Raw genomic sequence first — 15,385 nt, 5'->3', positions numbered from 1 at the left:
GACTCGACAACGAAATCTATTCGGAAAATCAAGCGGACCCGCATGCCAACTCGACGTTCCCACCTGTCCCCGGCTCGCGGTATAGTGCCAGTCTTCGATCATTTCAAAGCAATGTTATTCATCGTCCGATGCCGAAATTCATACTGAAACTGTTTTTACTGTGTCTGGCGTTGCCGCAACCCGCGCTTGCCGATGCCGACCTATTTCCGAACCGGTCCTCATCCGGTTCGACCCGGCAATTGTCGCTGACCAACGAGGTTTGGGTCGGCGATTTCTCGCAAATGTTGGAGCGGCGATTAATTCGAGTTTTAGCGCCTCACAGCCGGACGCTATATTTTCACGATAAGGGTCGCGAGCGCGGTTTAACCGCCGAACTGGTGCGTAACTTCGAACGTTTCATTAACCATCAATACGCCAAGCAGTTACACAAACGGCCGATTACCGTCGTAATCGTGCCGACGACTCGCGACCGGCTGATTGATGATCTCAAGCGCGGCTTGGGAGACATTGTCGCCGCCGATCTGACTAAAACCCCGGAGCGTCTTGATCTGGTCGACTTCCTGGCGCCTGACGACTATTCGATCTCCGAGTTGGTGCTGGTTCGTCGCGGCGGCGAAGTAATCGCTAACGTCGAAGACTTAAGCGGCAAAACCGTGCATGTCCGCCCGTCGTCCAGCTACCACGCCAGCCTGACCGCATTGAACGACCGACTGAAAAGCACCGGAAAAGCGCCGGTCAATATCGTCACCGTACCGGATGCGATTGAAGACGAAGATTTAATGGAAATGCTGAATGCCGGCTTGGTCGGCATCATCATCGTCGACGATTGGAAGGCGGATATTTGGGCCAAGGTTTTGCCCAATATCACCGTGACCGATGTGGCGGTGCGCTCCGCCGGACAGTCGGGGTGGGTTTTTCGCAAGCAAAGTCCCGAATTGCAGACAGTACTGCGGGACTTTTATTTCAATGATGTCAAAAAACATCGTTTGATCGAACAAACCATCGTGGCTTTCAATAAAAACATCGAGCAAATCCGGAACAACACCGCCGATCAGGAATGGCAGCGTTTCGCCGATATGCTGAAGCTGTTCGAAAAATACGGCGACCAATACCGCTTCGACCCACTGATGCTGGCCGCCCAAGGTTTTCAGGAATCGCAACTGAGGCAGAGCGCGCGCGGACCAACCGGCGCGATTGGGGTGATGCAGGTACTGCCGTCCACCGGCCGGAGCCTAAACGTCGGCGACGTGCGGCGTTTGGAAGCCAATATCCACGCTGGCGCAAAGTATTTGGACGATTTGATGGCGCGTTACTTCAGCGACATCGAGTTCCGCGACGACGACCGAACGCTTTTTGCCTTCGCCAGCTACAATGCCGGCCCCGGCGCCATCACCCGTCTGCGCCATGAGGCGGAAAAGCGCGGCTTCGACCCCAATCGCTGGTTCAATAACCTGGAATTGGTCGTCGCCGATAAAATAGGCTGGGAAACCACGACCTACGTGCGCAATATTTACAAATACTATGCGGCGTACAAGCTGCAGTTGGCAATTCAGCAGCATCAGCAACAGACGCGCGAGCAATTCATCCCTTAGCAAAATAGTTCCGAACCGTCTCGCACGCGTTTTTTGTCCCGGAGTCGGCTAGAATACCGAATCAATCGGCCAGATGTAGCGTGTGTATTGCCCCCGGCGGAGATGCCTCCGTCGGAAATGCCTAAATATCCGCTGCCGCCAACCCAACATTCATTAACTCAACGTCCAACAAACGTTTCAACACCCTAACATCGCAACCAGCGCTAGCGCCGGCAGCCGAATCTCCGAGCAGGCCATCTAGGATGATTGAGTTTTGGTTCGACCTAAGCGCTAACGGTAACGGCGAATCGATGCTCAACACTGCACGCAACGTCCATGAATATCTCTTTTGAAATAGTGCCTAGAAGCCTTGCGGCTTTCGATGAACAATACGCTTTCGTTCAAGGTTTGGGTAACGGTATCAATATCATCAACATACCGGATATCCAGCGTTTCGACACCCGTAGTTGGGAATTGGCGACTCGCATCGATCGCGGCAAATATCGCTTTGTTCCGCATTTTCGAGCAATCGATTTCAAGATTGAGAGCGGCGAGTTGTACCGGATCATCGAGCAGTACCAGTTGGACAGCGTATTGCTGGTCACCGGCGATCCGCCGGAAGGCTTGAAGCGGGCTTTTTACAACACCGATGTCGTGGATCTGATTCGTGCGACACATCAGCGTTTTCCCGAGTTGAATATCTATGCCGGTTTCGACCCGCATCGGCACGGTCTGCGGGACGAATGCGACTACATCCAGCGCAAGGCCGATGCCGGCGCGACAGGGCTATTTTCGCAACCGTTCTACGATAGCCGAATGGTGGAAATTTATGCCGAGCAGGTTCGGGGGCTGGAGACTTATATCGGGATCAGTCCGATCACCACCAAAGCGTCGATGAATTATTGGGAAGTCAAAAACCAGGTCAAATTTCCGGCCGACTTCCGCCCCGATTACGACTGGAACGTTGCCTTCGCCAACCAGCTGATCGCGTCCGCCACCATTGCCGATCTGCACGTTTACTTCATGCCGATTCGGATCGACTTGCAAAAATATTTCGAACGGATAGACCTGCCGCGTTGAGCTGCTCCTACCCATTGCCGCACCGAAGGGGAGCCGCGGTTTCCCACAAAACGGGCCAGAACCGTGATGCAGTGCTATAATCGTTCCGGACCTTTTTGGGTTTTGGCCTTCGGAATCAATAACTATCCGAGCGAAGTTAAATTGGGAGATGATGGATGCTGAGACGTAACTTAGAAAATCACAGCAGCAAACAGGACGAGGTGGAACTCTCTCGTCGTAGTTTTTTCGGCCGTTTCGCGGTCGGCGCTGTCTTATCTATAGCGATGCCCGGCGCGGTGCAGGCAGCAAAAAAATCGGCGGCAAAATCGGAACACAACCATGGCGCGGCAGCCGCCGGCAGAACTGCGGTGCGCTTACCTAAACACGCCGCTAAGGCGGCGCGAGAAATTCACAAGTCTGGATCCAGCCGGGGATCAAACATGACGGTAGCAAGCAGATCGGCTAAATCCGCGCGACCGGATCACGGTCATGCCCGTCTCGCTTCGGCGGACCAGCATGGCGCGCCTAACAGCCGGGTACACGACGTTTACGGCGGAAAAAAACACGGCGTGACGACGGAATATCACTATGCGAATCGGCATAGTTATCACGGCGGTAGAGTACATTCGGAGATTCAACCGATCCAACGCGATTTGGTGATGCCAGGCCCGCGCGAGCCGATGTTTTTAGCGGACCGGGGACGCTTGGTGAATCATCGTTCGCTGGCTTTTCAAAATCCGCATACCGGCGATCACTTGAATCTGACCTATTTTGAAAAAGGCCGCTATCTGAGCGATGCGTTGAACGAAATCAGTTTTTTGCTGCGGGACCACCGCACCGATGATGTTCACCCCATCGATCCGGAGCTTTTGGATCAATTACACGATCTCAAGCAAATGCTGGGTCTAAGTCAGCCGTTCGATGTGATTTGCGGTTATCGCTCGCCGTTAACCAACGCCAAATTGCACGCCGAACATTCGGGCGTTGCCAACAACAGCTTCCATATGTATGGCCGGGCGGTCGACATTCGCATCGAACGCTTCGATCTGCGGCGCATCCACAATGCAGCGGTAGCGATGCATCGCGGCGGAGTGGGCTATTATCCGGACTCGAATTTCATCCACCTGGATACCGGAACGTTTAGAACCTGGAGCTTGTAACTCGCCAGCCCATAAAAAAAGCGCCTTTAAGGCGCTTTTTTTATGGGCATCCCGGATTACGGATTGGTCGGGAGGTCCGAGGTTTTGTTCGCTGCCAATTGATTGTTGGCGGCGGCATTCGGCGCCGACGGGTTTTGCAATTTTTGTAGGGCTTTTTTCAATTGCTCGTCTTGCCCGTAAATATCCGGATAAAAGCGCAACTGGTTTTGGTGATCGACGAACGCGGTGCCGTAATAAAACAACACCGGTACCGAGCGCTTCAAGGTCACGTGGCGAGTCTTCGGAGCGGACATCGCTGATTTAATGCTTTCCTTGTCCCAGCCTTGTTGATCACCCAACACGAATTCGGCCAACTGCTCCGGCTCTGCGACCCGAACGCAACCGTGACTCAAGTCGCGACGTTGGCGATTGAAAGCCGCCCGGCCCGGCGTATCGTGCAAATAAACGTCGGCGGTGTTCGGGAACACGAATTTGACGCGGCCCAGCGGGTTTTTCTTGCCGGGCCGTTGCCGGGCGCGCAAATAGCTGCCGCCGCCGCGCTCCTCGCTATTTTGGTGACGAACCAGTTCGATATCCTGGCTAGCCAGATAGCCTTCGTTATTCGCGGTTTTCGGCAAGATTTCCTTCTCGAAAATACTTTTCGGAATATTCCAGTAAGGCATGAACTCCAGGTATTTCATTTCTTCCCAGAGTAGCGGCGTCTGATTGTCCGGGGATTTACCAACGATGACTTTCATGTTCAACGGATTGGCATCGTCGGTCGAATTAAACGCCCACAATTCGAAGGCGGGGATGTTGACGACTATCATAGGGCCGTCGGCGGGATCTGGAATCCAGCGCGCCCGTTCCATCGCCAGCTCGATTTGCGCAATTTTTTCGCCGACGGATTGCGCGTTCAACGCCGCCAATGTCGCCGGACCTATGACGCCGTCGGCCTTCAACGCTTGCTGTTGCTGAATCTTTTTGACCGCTTCGACCAAATCGCTAGAATACGTATCGTCTCCACTTTGCAGCGAGTCAACCACACCCAGCGCGACCAGACGTTGACGCAAATTGGCGACTTGCGGATGCCGGTCGCCGGGTCTTAACGCATGTCCGGGTTTGAACTCCGCCAGATCGCTTTGCCGGTCCAGTTGCCGCAGCCGATTCAGAATCTGTTTCAGCTGTTGATACTGCTTGGCTTTCGGCTCGAAAGTTTGGACGAGTTCGGGCAGAGTCTGCTTATCTAAATGCTCTCGTAACAAGGTCGCCACATCCAAGGTTGGTTTAGGGGCGATATGCACCGGATAGCCGACTTCGCGGGGCTCGACCTGACCCTGGCGCAATTCGTGCAGGAAGCGCACTAGCGACACCGTCAATGCGACGTCGTGGCCGGCAATCGCGTTTCCGGTCGGGATTAAGCCGCCAATCAAATTCCGGATATGGTCGACATCATAATTGCCCGGATTTAGCGCATCGTTAGGCGCATTATTCAAAATATCGATCAAATCGCGCAGATTCTTTTCGGAACGTGCGGCGGAGAACCAAATCGGTTGAAAATGGCTGTTCTGGTAGACCTGATTGACGAGCTCGCTCACGCGGCTAAAATCGGCGCGCAGCAGCAAAGGGTGTTGTTTGCTGAGCAGTATCGCGCCGATAGGATTGTCGGCAGGAATCGGAATCGTAGGCGGACTGACCTGGCTTGGCGGCATGGTCTCCAGCACAGGCGCGGCTGCGGGTACATCCGCACTTAGCGCTGGAACCGTGCCTTGATAAGTCGCGAGGCAAGCCAGTAACGTAAACCAGGCAGGTCGGCGGCGATGATCTATTGAGACGCGTGGTTTAAAAGTCATGGTCAAACGGTTGAAACTCCTGATGCGATAGTACGGTCGTTTGCATATCGGCAGCCAATTGCCAAATTCAACGCCATCATCATTCGCTAATTCTACCCTGTTCTGGCGACAATTGAATCGGTAACCGACCTTTTCCAGTTGCGGTTCAGCAAATTAGGCGCTTCATGGAAGTTTAAAATAGCATGGAGAGGCGTTTTGACCAGTAAAATTCGTGCGCTGTTCCGAAAGCTTGAAGTGGTACGCGGCATACCTTTGGCGTGCTTGGCGCCAAAGGTCGACGACATCAAACGATTTCGGATTCGTCGCGGCGCCAGTGGCCGGATTTGCCGCCGATTTTTTCCACCAAGCGTACCGATTGTATCGTCATGCCGCGATCAACCGCCTTGCACATGTCATATATCGTCAATAGCGCTACCTGGGTAGCATTCAGGGCTTCCATTTCCACGCCGGTTTTCCCGGTAGTTTTGACGGTGGCTCGACAATAAACTCGATTGAATTCGGGTTGCGGTTCCAGTTGGATCTCGACGTGGGTCAGCGACAATGGGTGGCACAGCGGAATCAACTCGGCGGTTTTCTTGCTGGCCATGATGCCGGCGATTCGAGCAATTCCCAGCACGTCGCCTTTTTTATGGCTGCCGGACATAATCAACGTCAGAGTGTAATCCTGCATCGCGATATAGCCTTCGCCGACAGCCGTGCGCTCTGTCACGGCTTTATCACCGACGTCGACCATGTGCGCTTCGCCGACGGCATTAAAATGAGAGAGCTTTGCTGGCATCTGGGTGTTCGGTGTAGTAAAACAGGCTTGTATTGTATTCTCCGGAAAATTGTTATGTCGATTAAAGTCCTCTATTTCGCCAGCCTGCAAGATCGGGTAGGGCGGCAAGCCGACGAATTCGTTTGGGACGGCCCGATTTCGGCCGGCGCGCTTTGGCGGCGCCTGAATCCCGATCTGGCCTGGCCTGACAATATGTTGATTGCAATCAATATGGATTATGCCTCTAGCGACGCCGCGCTAAACGACGGTGACGAAGTGGCGTTTTTTCCACCGGTGACCGGCGGCTGACATGACGATACGCATCGTGGAACAAACGTTCGAACCTTGGTCGCTATTGGCGGACTACGAGCGATTCGAACTGGCGGAAAACATTGGGAAATATGGCGCGGCCGCGGTATTCGTCGGTAGCATGCGAGACTTTAATCTCGGCGACGGCGTTATCGGCATGACATTGCACCATTACCCAGGCATGACCGAGAAGCAATTGGCCACCATCGTGGTCGACGCCAACTCGCGCTGGGCACTGCTGGATACCTTGGTGATTCATCGGGTCGGCGAGGTGCAACCAGGCGATACGCTGGTTCTGGTCGCGGCTTGGGCCGAGCATCGCGGCGACGCCTTCGATGCCAGCCGCTACATCATGGAAGCGCTGAAAAGTCGGGCACCGTTTTGGAAACGGGAAACCCTGGCAGCCGGGCAGAGTCGCTGGGTCGAAAAAAACAGCGACGGTTACAAGGTCTGATCGGCTCAGCCGGCCGGCCGGCCGATACGTGCCTGACTCTCGCCTTGATAACCGACAGATCCCATCTCGTCCAAATCGACATCGCTCCGCAACTGACGTTGCAGTTCGGCGATTTGCTGATTGGCTTGCCCGATCTGTTGGCGCAAATCGCCGATCATTTCATGCAAATATTCGAAATGTATTTGAAAGTAACGCGCCGATGGAAAGCTGTCGGATGTAACGGCCAATGCATCGCCGTCGGCTTTGGAGCGATTAGAGCGTCTTGGTTTTATCATGAACTACACCAGTTTTTCCTTGTCCGGCGGCGAAATGCGGCCGGGCTTTTTCGGGGTTTCATTTGATAAGACGTTTCAGCGGCGAAAAACCTCATCATTGTGCAAAAAAAATTTAGCCCAACCGGCCGGACCCAGCCTTAACGACTGGTCTGGTGCTTGTTCACCACCAGCGCGGGCGGCCGCAATTCGACTAGCAAAGCGTGATTTGACGCTGGTGTAAGGCTTGAATATTGGGTTGTTTGGTAATCGTCAATAACGCCGAATTCGGCAATCTTTCGAAAATCAGATTGATCATTGCCAATTCGCCATCCGGATCCAACGAGTCGAAAGCCTCCTGCATCAATATCCATTTCGGCTTGTGCAACAGCAAGCGCACCATGCCCAGCCGCTGTTGTTGCTCGCGCTCCAACGATTTCGCCCAGTCGTCGAATTTGTCGAGAGGTTCGATCAATTCCGGCAAGCCGGCCAGTAACAGCGCAGCTTCCAGGTCATCCTGCTTGACGGCGGTGCCGGAGGCCGGGTAACAAATCGAATCGCGCAACGTGCCGGTCGGCAAATAGGGACGCGGCGGCATGAACATTAAGGGTTCGTCGTCGGGCAGCTCGATGACGCCTTCGCCCCACGGCCACAAGCCGGCAATCGCCTTGAATAACTTGTTACCGGAAAATGCGTTGCCGCCGATCAGGATGCGCTCGCCACCACGAACCTCCTCGTTCAGATTGGCAATGCAGACAATGGAGTCCAGCCGAGCGATACACAAATCGCGAAAACGCAACACCGAGTCGCTGCCTTTTTGGATTTGAATGCGGTGCGGATCGGGCTTGGCGATTTCGCGTTCGAGCTGGATCAAGCCTTGGCTCAAACCCAGCACGCGTTCCACCGAGGCCCGCCATTCCGCGACCTTGCCCATATTGTCGACAGGCCAGGACAGTGCGGACACCGTGTGCTGGAAAGCCTGGGCCGATTGCATCAGCGCGCCGAGCGTGATGCTACCCAAGATGTAGCGCGGCGCGGATACCAGAATCGGAAACGCCATCGTCAGCACCGAATAACCGGAGCTGAACAGCATAATCTTCTCCCAAGCCTTGGTTTGATCGTGCCAAGCGGCGACGATGTCGGCAAACAACGTTTGAAAGTGTTGCTTTTCATGAGGTTCGCCATGGATCAGCGCGATGGCCATCGAGTTCTCCCGCGCCTTGACCAGGCCGAAACGGAAATTGGCTTCGACGGTCTGGCGGTTGTCGGTGGCCTTGATCAACGGCCGGCCAATCAGCCAGCCCAAGGTCGAGGCGGTGGCGGCGTAGATCAGCGCCAACCACACCAAATGGCCGTGAATGGGCACTTGAACGAATAGTAGATCCAAGGTCACCGTGCCGGACAGGGACCAGAGGATCTCGGTAAAGCTGATCAACAACAGCACGCAGTACAGCAAGGTATGAAACAAATCCACCGCATATTCGGTAGCGATCCGAATATCCTCGGCAATCCGGCCGTCAGGATTGTCATGCTTGCCGGGAATATGGGTAACGAGATAATGACGACCCTTGTGCATCCATTGGCCCAGCATTTTTTCGGTCAACCAGGCTCGCCATTCCAGTTGCAAGCGGCGTTTGACTTTTAAGTGAGTAACGGTAATGCCGATGTTGGCGACGAAAATCAGTAGTATCGCGCCGACTTGAGTCCAGAGTTTGCTCATGTCATGCTGATCAAGAGCATCGAATAGGTGCGCGCTCCACTCGGTAATAATCACCGATACAGCGATTTGCGCGACGGTCAACCCGATGAGAGATAGCGTCAGGCTACGGCTAAGCGCCTTGTTTTCGGCGTTCCAGAATGGTCCAGTTAAGTGCAAAAACTGGACAAGAAATTTACTTGAGCGTTGCAAAACACATCCCCCCAAACAGTCTGGGGGCGGACTATAGCAAAGATCGGCGGGAAAAAGCGATATTCGGATATCGGCAACGTCGAGGCGGCGCGACAGCACCGCCTCGGCCAACCGCTTAGCGTTTCATCGAATCGAAAAACTCGGCATTGGTTTTGAAATCCTTGAGTTTGCCCAGCAGGAATTCGGATGCCGCCAACTCGTCCATCGGTTGCAGTATCTTGCGCAGAATCCAGGTTTTTTGCAGTTCGTCGGGATCGACCAAGTATTCCTCGCGGCGAGTACCGGAACGGTTGATGTTGATGGCCGGATAAACGCGTTTTTCGGCGATCTTACGTTCCAGATGCAACTCCATGTTGCCGGTGCCTTTGAACTCCTCGAAAATCACCTCGTCCATCCGCGAACCGGTCTCGACCAACGCGGTAGCGATGATCGTCAAGCTGCCGCCTTCCTCGATATTTCGAGCCGCGCCGAAAAAGCGCTTGGGTTTTTCCAGGGCATTCGCGTCGACACCGCCGGACAGCAATTTACCGGACGACGGCACTACCATGTTGTAGGCGCGCGCCAGACGGGTGATCGAGTCTAACAGAATGACTACATCGAATTTGTGCTCTACCAACCGGCGGGCTTTCTCGATCACCATCTCGGCCACCTGAACGTGGCGGGTGGCCGGTTCGTCGAAGGTGCTGGAAATCACTTCGCCGCGTACGCAACGCTCCATTTCGGTGACCTCTTCCGGCCGTTCGTCGATCAACAATACGATCAGGTAGCAGTCCGGGTTTTTCTCGGCTATCGCATGGGCGATCGCTTGCATGATCATCGTTTTACCGGCTTTCGGCGGCGACACGATTAGTCCGCGCTGACCCTTGCCGATAGGCGCGACCAAATCGATGATACGGGCGGTAAGATCTTCGCTGGTACCGTTACCTTGCTCCAAGCGAAAACGCTTATTGGCGAACAGAGGGGTCAGGTTGGAAAAGGAAATCTTGTTTTTGGATTGCTCGGGAGACTCGAAGTTGATGCTTTCGACTTTCAGCATCGCGAAATAGCGTTCGCCTTCTTTTGGAGGTCTGATCTTGCCGCTTACCGTGTCGCCGGTGCGTAAACCGAAACGTCTGATCTGGCTGGGCGAAACGTAAATGTCGTCGGGGCCGGCCAAATAGGATGCGCCGGGGGTGCGTAAAAACCCAAAACCGTCCTGCAAAATCTCCAATACCCCATCGCCAAATATATCCTCGCCGCTTTTAGCCTGTTTCTTCAAGATCGAAAAGATCAATTCCTGCTTTCGGGCTCTGTCTATGTTTTCCAGTCCTAGGGACTCGGCTATATTGATGATTTCACTGACTTGTTTAAGTTTTAACTCGGTAAGATTCATGATGTTTTAGGGAAAAAAGAACACGTAAAGCAGCAGAATGCCGTTTACAGCGGGGGTAAGTGTGTTGTTGGAGTTTTGAGTTCGGGCGGCTAAGGCGCGTGTGGGGTATACGCTGCCGGGAATTCTAGCGCAATAACCGGACTTAGCAAACTTAATTTGTCAGCGGTCCGGTTAACGTCGAATACGGTAAATTTAGAGGTTGCTATCGATGAAGGCAGCCAATTGGGATTTGGTCAGCGCGCCGACCTTGGTAGCTTCGATCTCGCCACCCTTGAATATCATCAGCGTCGGGATGCCACGCACGCCGTAATGTTGCGGAGTTTTGGGGTTCTCGTCGATGTTCAGTTTGGCCACGGTCAGCTTACCTTGGTATTCCGAGGCGATTTCGTCCAGAACCGGGGCGATCATTTTGCAAGGGCCGCACCATTCCGCCCAATAATCAACCAGAACCGGCCCGCTGGCTTTCAATACGGTATCGTTAAACTCCGCGTCCGATACATGAAGGACTAGGTCACTCACGCCAATCTCCAATAGTTTGCAAAGTCAAGACTATAGTTTCGTCCCGCTTCGATTGTCAATCGATTTCAAACGCCACGGCTTTTACGGTATTCTATCGCGTTATGAAAAAAACAATTTTGACGGAAACCCGTTTTAGCAACTTGGAGTTGTCCGACTCCATTATCAAAGGTTTGAAAGAAGCCGGATTCATCCAATGCTCGCCGATCCAGGACAGAGCCCTGCCGATTGCGCTACGCGACCGCGATGTCGCCGGCCAGGCCCAAACCGGCACCGGCAAGACCGCCACGTTTTTGTTGGCGACCTTTCAGCGTTTGATCAACGACGAAAGCGAAAAGATCAAAAACCCCAGAGCATTGATTTTGGCGCCGACCCGTGAGCTGGCAATCCAGATTCATAAGGACGCCCTGGCGCTCAGCCGCTATCTGAATCTGAAATTCGCGCTGATCTACGGCGGCACCGATTACCAGAAGCAACTCGATAAACTGAAAACCGACGTGGACATCATTATCGGCACGCCGGGGCGCATTATCGACTTTTACCGGCAAGGCGCATTCACGCTCGACAATATTCAGGTGTCGGTGATGGACGAAGCCGACCGGATGTTCGATCTGGGCTTCATCAAGGACATTCGCTTCCTGCTACGCCGGATGCCGCCGCCGGAAAAGCGTTTGAATCTGTTGTTTTCGGCCACACTGTCCTACAAAGTGACCGAACTCGCCTACGAACACATGAATAACCCGGTGATGGTCAAGATCGAGACCGAGGAAGTCACCTCCAAGGCCATCAATCAGTTCGCGTTCTGTCCGGCCAACGATCAGAAAATTCCGCTATTGCTGGGTTTGTTGAAAACCCACCAGCCGGTGCGCAGCATCGTGTTCGTCAACACCAAGCGTTGCGCCGAACAGCTCGACGATTATCTGCAAGCCAACGGCCACAAAGTAGCGATGCTGAGCGGCGACGTGCCGCAGGAAAAGCGTCAGCGCCTGCTCAACGACTTCCAGGAAAACCGGGTCACCTTGCTGATCGCCACCGATGTCGCGGCGCGCGGCTTGCATATTCCCGATGTGTCGCACGTGTTCAACTACGATCTGCCACAGGATGTCGAGGATTACGTACACCGTATCGGCCGCACCGCCCGTTTCGGCGCCAGCGGCGAAGCGATCAGCTTTATCTGCGAGGAATATGCCTACTCGATGCCCGACATCGAAGATTACATCGGCGAAAAAGTGCCGGTTAGGGCCATCGACCAGGAATTGCTGATCGAAGACGTGATCAAGCCGGAACGGCGCGAGCCGCGCGAACGCGTGCCGGCCCACGGCAAGCGGCCGCCGCGCGGCGATAAACCGGAACGCGACCGCCGGCCGCCGCGTCCGCACCGCGAGCACGGCCAGCCCGCTACAACAGCCCCGGCATCAGCGCCCGAAAATCTTCCACAGCCGGAAACTCCGTAATCTCGCGTATCGGCCGGCGGCTATCCGGCTTGCTGATCGAGACCAGATGAGCAATCCCGAACGCCGCCGCCGAACGCAACACCGCCAAACTATCGTCGACCAGCAAGGTCCGCTGCTTTTCGAAGACATGCTGATCCTGCAGTCGCCGCCAGAATCCGCATTGTTCCTTGGCCAACCCGACATCGTGCGAACTGACGATACGATCGAAAAAACGGTGCAAACAGGTCTTTTCCATTTTCAGACTCAAACTGTCGCGATGGGCGTTGGTCACCAGCAATAAGTACACGCCTCGGCCGCGCGCCGCTTCCAAAAACTCGACGACATGCGGATGCACGGCAATCAAACCCGCCAACTCCTGTTTCAAACCGGCGATATTCAAGTTCAACTCCTCGCTCCAGTAGTCCAGGCAATACCATTCCAGTTTGCCTTCCATCGCTTTAAATCGGGGCGCCAATGCCACTTTGGCAGCCTCCAGCGTTAAGCCGTGCAATTCGGCGTAGCGTAACGGCACGAATTCCTGCCAGAAATGATTATCGAAGTTCAGGTCCAGTAGCGTGCCGTCCATGTCCAATAGCACGGTATCGATTTCTCGCCAATCCAGCATCGTCTCTCAACTTTTAGTTGCGCCGGGAAGCCCCCGAGCCGGCCGCGATGTTAACTAAATCCGTCGCGCCTGACCATCTTCGCGACCTCAAGCGGACGAATTCGCCGAATTGGTCCAGACTTATAGACCGCACCCATCCGTGACGGCCCGTCGGGCCAAAATCCAATAACCAGTACTAGGAGCAACGACATGACCGGCCGTATCGAATTCAATCTGGGCTGGAACCGGCCAACATCGCGCCGCATCGAGGGTGGCGACGGCCGTTGCATTTATCTGCTCGGGCGCTACTCCGGCCGATCCGGCGCCGGGCGTCCCATTGCGATTGACCTCGACAATTTCGACCAGGTTTTGGCGGAATTGGCGCCGACGGTGACGGTTACCGGCGGCCAGACTTTGCCGTTTGCCGAGCTGGACGATTTTCATCCCGACCGCTGGCTGAAACGGATAGCGCTACTCGCCGATTTGAGCGAACTGAAAACTCGCTTGAACAATCCGGCAACCGCCGAGTTGGCCGCGGCGGCAATCCGCCAGTATCTGCCGATCGCGCCGGCCGTAACCCCGCCGCCAGCGACCGCGCCGACCGGCGACGAAAGCGACGACGAAACCTTACGGCGTCTGCTCGGCCGATCCTCGGAAGCCGCGTCGGTGCCGACCGATAAGCTCACCGGCTGGTTAGACGGCTTGGTAGCGCCGCACGTCAGTCGGGCTACCCTACCGGAACACACCGCCCTGGCCGACTTGATCGACGCCGTGGTCGGCCAATATCTGCGCGGCGTCTTGCACGCCCCGGCCTTTCAGGATATGGAAGCCCTATGGCGCGCCACTCGGAACTTGGTCGGCGCCGCGGCCGAAGGCGAACATCGGCTGTTTTTGGTCGATGCCGATCCAGCGGCGTTCGACGCGGCAACCGCCGCGGCTATCGTCGAACATGCCCGCCGCCGCGAGGACGACCGTTCGTCCGTGGTGTTGATCGATCACCGCTTCGGCCTGGGCGACGCGGATCGGGCACTGCTAGCCGCTTACGCCGATCTGGCGGCGAGCCTGGACGGATGCGCGATCGGCGGCATCGCGGCAGACTGGGCCGAAGCCGCGCTGACCCGCCACGCGCCTAGCCTGGACATCGCCGCCGACCGCGTCGTACTGGCTTATCCGCGCTATTTGATGCGCTTGCCCTACGGCGCCAAACGCGATCCGCTGGAAAGTCTGGCGTTCGAGGAGTGCGCTCTACCGCCGGCGGTCGAAGAGCTACTTTGGGGCAATCCGGCGTTTTTGTGCGCGCAGGCCTTGTTAAAGGCCAACCCGGAACCGGAAGACTTGGCTTTCCCGGAGATACCGGTGTTTGCCTACAGCGAACAAGGCGAAACCGTGTTGCAGGCCGGCGCAGAAACCGTGTTGAGCGAGAGTCAAATTCAAGCCTTGCTGGCGAGCGGCATCACGCCGGTGTTGGGTTTCCGCCAGCGCCCCGGCGTCCGCCTGCCGGCCATCGTCGCGCTGGCGGACGCCGGCTAAATTCTTGCCGGCGGTCGGCGGGTCTGGGTTATAGTGACTCAAGACCTTACGCCGACCCGCAGCCATGCCGAACCGACCGAAAATTCTCAACAAGACCGTGGTCGCTCAGACCAGCCAGTTCCGCGTCGAAGCGCTGGAGCTGGAATTCAGCAACGGCGTCCGCCGCCGTTACGAACGCCTGGCGCGCGGCGGCACCGGCTGCGGCGCGGTATTGATCGTGCCGATGTTGGATATCGACACGGTGCTGTTGGTCCGGGAATACGCCGCCGGTTTGCACCGCTACGAATTGGGGCTGCCCAAGGGCAAGCTGGACGACGGCGAGGACATGCTCAGCGCCGCCAATCGGGAATTGAAGGAAGAAATCGGTTACGGCGCGGCCAGTTTACGGCATCTCCATCAGGTTTCCCTGGCGCCGGCCTATCTGGAGCACACGATAGACATCATCCTGGCCGAGCAACTTTATCCGGAAAAACTGGTCGGCGACGAGCCGGAAGAACTGCAAGTGGTACCGTGGCCGCTGGCGCGGATCGACAGCTTGCTGGCCAGCGGCGAGTGCAGCGAGGCCCGTTCGATCGCCGCGTTATACCTGGCGCGCGATCATTTGCGCCGACGCGATTGAGGCCGGCAT

The 15,385-nt window shown here is 55.6% G+C and carries 16 protein-coding genes; 9 read left to right on the top strand and 7 right to left on the bottom strand.

Annotation, left to right across the window (positions count from 1 at the left end; all coding sequences use genetic code 11):
- Nucleotides 1-128 precede the first annotated feature (128 nt).
- From ACQE3D_RS00545 to ACQE3D_RS00535, 3 genes are all read left to right on the top strand, one after another.
- Complete coding sequence (locus ACQE3D_RS00545; RefSeq protein ID WP_313729396.1) at nucleotides 129-1,592, top strand: transglycosylase SLT domain-containing protein; 1,464 nt, start codon at nucleotides 129-131, stop codon at nucleotides 1,590-1,592.
- Between the two features lie 315 nt (nucleotides 1,593-1,907).
- A complete protein-coding gene (locus ACQE3D_RS00540) occupies nucleotides 1,908-2,651 on the top strand; it encodes a methylenetetrahydrofolate reductase (RefSeq protein ID WP_064026997.1) in 744 nt (247 codons plus the stop codon).
- Between the two features lie 419 nt (nucleotides 2,652-3,070).
- Nucleotides 3,071-3,790, top strand: coding sequence for a YcbK family protein (locus tag ACQE3D_RS00535; RefSeq protein ID WP_231883603.1), 720 nt, complete (start codon nucleotides 3,071-3,073; stop codon nucleotides 3,788-3,790).
- Between the two features lie 56 nt (nucleotides 3,791-3,846).
- Here ACQE3D_RS00535 and ACQE3D_RS00530 read toward each other — a convergent pair whose 3' ends face one another.
- Both ACQE3D_RS00530 and moaC read right to left on the bottom strand, forming a co-directional pair.
- Nucleotides 3,847-5,481 (bottom strand): L,D-transpeptidase family protein, encoded by a 1,635-nt coding sequence (locus ACQE3D_RS00530; protein ID WP_313729397.1) that lies wholly within the window; start codon nucleotides 5,479-5,481, stop codon nucleotides 3,847-3,849.
- Between the two features lie 424 nt (nucleotides 5,482-5,905).
- The gene (gene moaC / locus ACQE3D_RS00525) at nucleotides 5,906-6,400 is read right to left on the bottom strand and encodes a cyclic pyranopterin monophosphate synthase MoaC (protein ID WP_064025471.1); all 495 of its coding nucleotides are present in this window, start codon (nucleotides 6,398-6,400) and stop codon (nucleotides 5,906-5,908) included.
- Between the two features lie 54 nt (nucleotides 6,401-6,454).
- On the opposite strand from moaC, the gene ACQE3D_RS00520 reads away from it, so the two are divergent.
- Both ACQE3D_RS00520 and ACQE3D_RS00515 read left to right on the top strand, forming a co-directional pair.
- On the top strand, nucleotides 6,455-6,688 hold the full coding sequence (locus ACQE3D_RS00520) for a MoaD/ThiS family protein (protein ID WP_064025469.1): 234 nt from the start codon (nucleotides 6,455-6,457) through the stop codon (nucleotides 6,686-6,688).
- A gap of 1 nt (nucleotide 6,689) precedes the next feature.
- Nucleotides 6,690-7,142: a molybdenum cofactor biosynthesis protein MoaE gene (locus ACQE3D_RS00515; protein ID WP_313729398.1), complete on the top strand. Its 453-nt coding sequence runs from the start codon at nucleotides 6,690-6,692 to the stop codon at nucleotides 7,140-7,142.
- 5 nt (nucleotides 7,143-7,147) lie between these two features.
- Here the strand turns inward: ACQE3D_RS00515 and ACQE3D_RS00510 are convergent, their stop codons facing one another.
- Nucleotides 7,148-7,417: a hypothetical protein gene (locus ACQE3D_RS00510; protein ID WP_064025464.1), complete on the bottom strand. Its 270-nt coding sequence runs from the start codon at nucleotides 7,415-7,417 to the stop codon at nucleotides 7,148-7,150.
- On the opposite strand from ACQE3D_RS00510, the gene ACQE3D_RS00505 reads away from it, so the two are divergent.
- Nucleotides 7,416-7,637 carry a hypothetical protein gene (locus tag ACQE3D_RS00505; RefSeq protein WP_313729399.1) on the top strand — a complete coding sequence of 74 codons (222 nt, stop codon included), beginning with the start codon at nucleotides 7,416-7,418 and terminating at the stop codon, nucleotides 7,635-7,637. The two genes, ACQE3D_RS00510 and ACQE3D_RS00505, sit on opposite strands and share 2 nt — an antisense overlap.
- Here ACQE3D_RS00505 and ACQE3D_RS00500 read toward each other — a convergent pair.
- The 3 genes from ACQE3D_RS00500 to trxA form a co-directional block, all read right to left on the bottom strand.
- A complete protein-coding gene (locus ACQE3D_RS00500) occupies nucleotides 7,608-9,269 on the bottom strand; it encodes an ABC transporter ATP-binding protein/permease (RefSeq protein ID WP_331710110.1) in 1,662 nt (553 codons plus the stop codon). The genes ACQE3D_RS00505 and ACQE3D_RS00500 overlap by 30 nt on opposite strands.
- 148 nt (nucleotides 9,270-9,417) lie before the next feature.
- Nucleotides 9,418-10,674 carry a transcription termination factor Rho gene (rho, locus tag ACQE3D_RS00495; RefSeq protein WP_064025460.1) on the bottom strand — a complete coding sequence of 419 codons (1,257 nt, stop codon included), beginning with the start codon at nucleotides 10,672-10,674 and terminating at the stop codon, nucleotides 9,418-9,420.
- A 192-nt stretch (nucleotides 10,675-10,866) separates the two neighbouring features.
- A complete protein-coding gene (gene trxA, locus ACQE3D_RS00490) occupies nucleotides 10,867-11,193 on the bottom strand; it encodes a thioredoxin TrxA (RefSeq protein WP_064025458.1) in 327 nt (108 codons plus the stop codon).
- A gap of 101 nt (nucleotides 11,194-11,294) precedes the next feature.
- Here trxA and ACQE3D_RS00485 point away from each other — a divergent pair, with 101 nt between their 5' ends.
- Entirely contained in the window at nucleotides 11,295-12,644 is a 1,350-nt protein-coding gene (locus tag ACQE3D_RS00485; protein ID WP_064025456.1) for a DEAD/DEAH box helicase, read from the top strand.
- Here the strand turns inward: ACQE3D_RS00485 and yrfG are convergent.
- Entirely contained in the window at nucleotides 12,589-13,248 is a 660-nt protein-coding gene (gene yrfG / locus ACQE3D_RS00480; protein ID WP_281021893.1) for a GMP/IMP nucleotidase, read from the bottom strand. The two genes, ACQE3D_RS00485 and yrfG, sit on opposite strands and share 56 nt — an antisense overlap.
- A gap of 189 nt (nucleotides 13,249-13,437) precedes the next feature.
- On the opposite strand from yrfG, the gene ACQE3D_RS00475 reads away from it, so the two are divergent.
- Together ACQE3D_RS00475 and nudE are read left to right on the top strand one after the other, a co-directional pair.
- Entirely contained in the window at nucleotides 13,438-14,757 is a 1,320-nt protein-coding gene (locus tag ACQE3D_RS00475) for a type VI secretion system contractile sheath domain-containing protein (protein WP_313729402.1), read from the top strand.
- Nucleotides 14,758-14,821: 64 nt separating this feature from the next.
- The gene (gene nudE / locus ACQE3D_RS00470) at nucleotides 14,822-15,376 is read left to right on the top strand and encodes an ADP compounds hydrolase NudE (protein WP_064025449.1); all 555 of its coding nucleotides are present in this window, start codon (nucleotides 14,822-14,824) and stop codon (nucleotides 15,374-15,376) included.
- Nucleotides 15,377-15,385: the final 9 nt, after the last annotated feature.

Source organism: Methylomonas sp. MS20 (genome assembly GCF_050275925.1).
Classification (GTDB): domain Bacteria; phylum Pseudomonadota; class Gammaproteobacteria; order Methylococcales; family Methylomonadaceae; genus Methylomonas; species Methylomonas koyamae_A.
The sequence above is the reverse complement of the archived record's forward strand: the minus strand, read 5'-3'. Positions and strand labels throughout refer to the sequence as shown.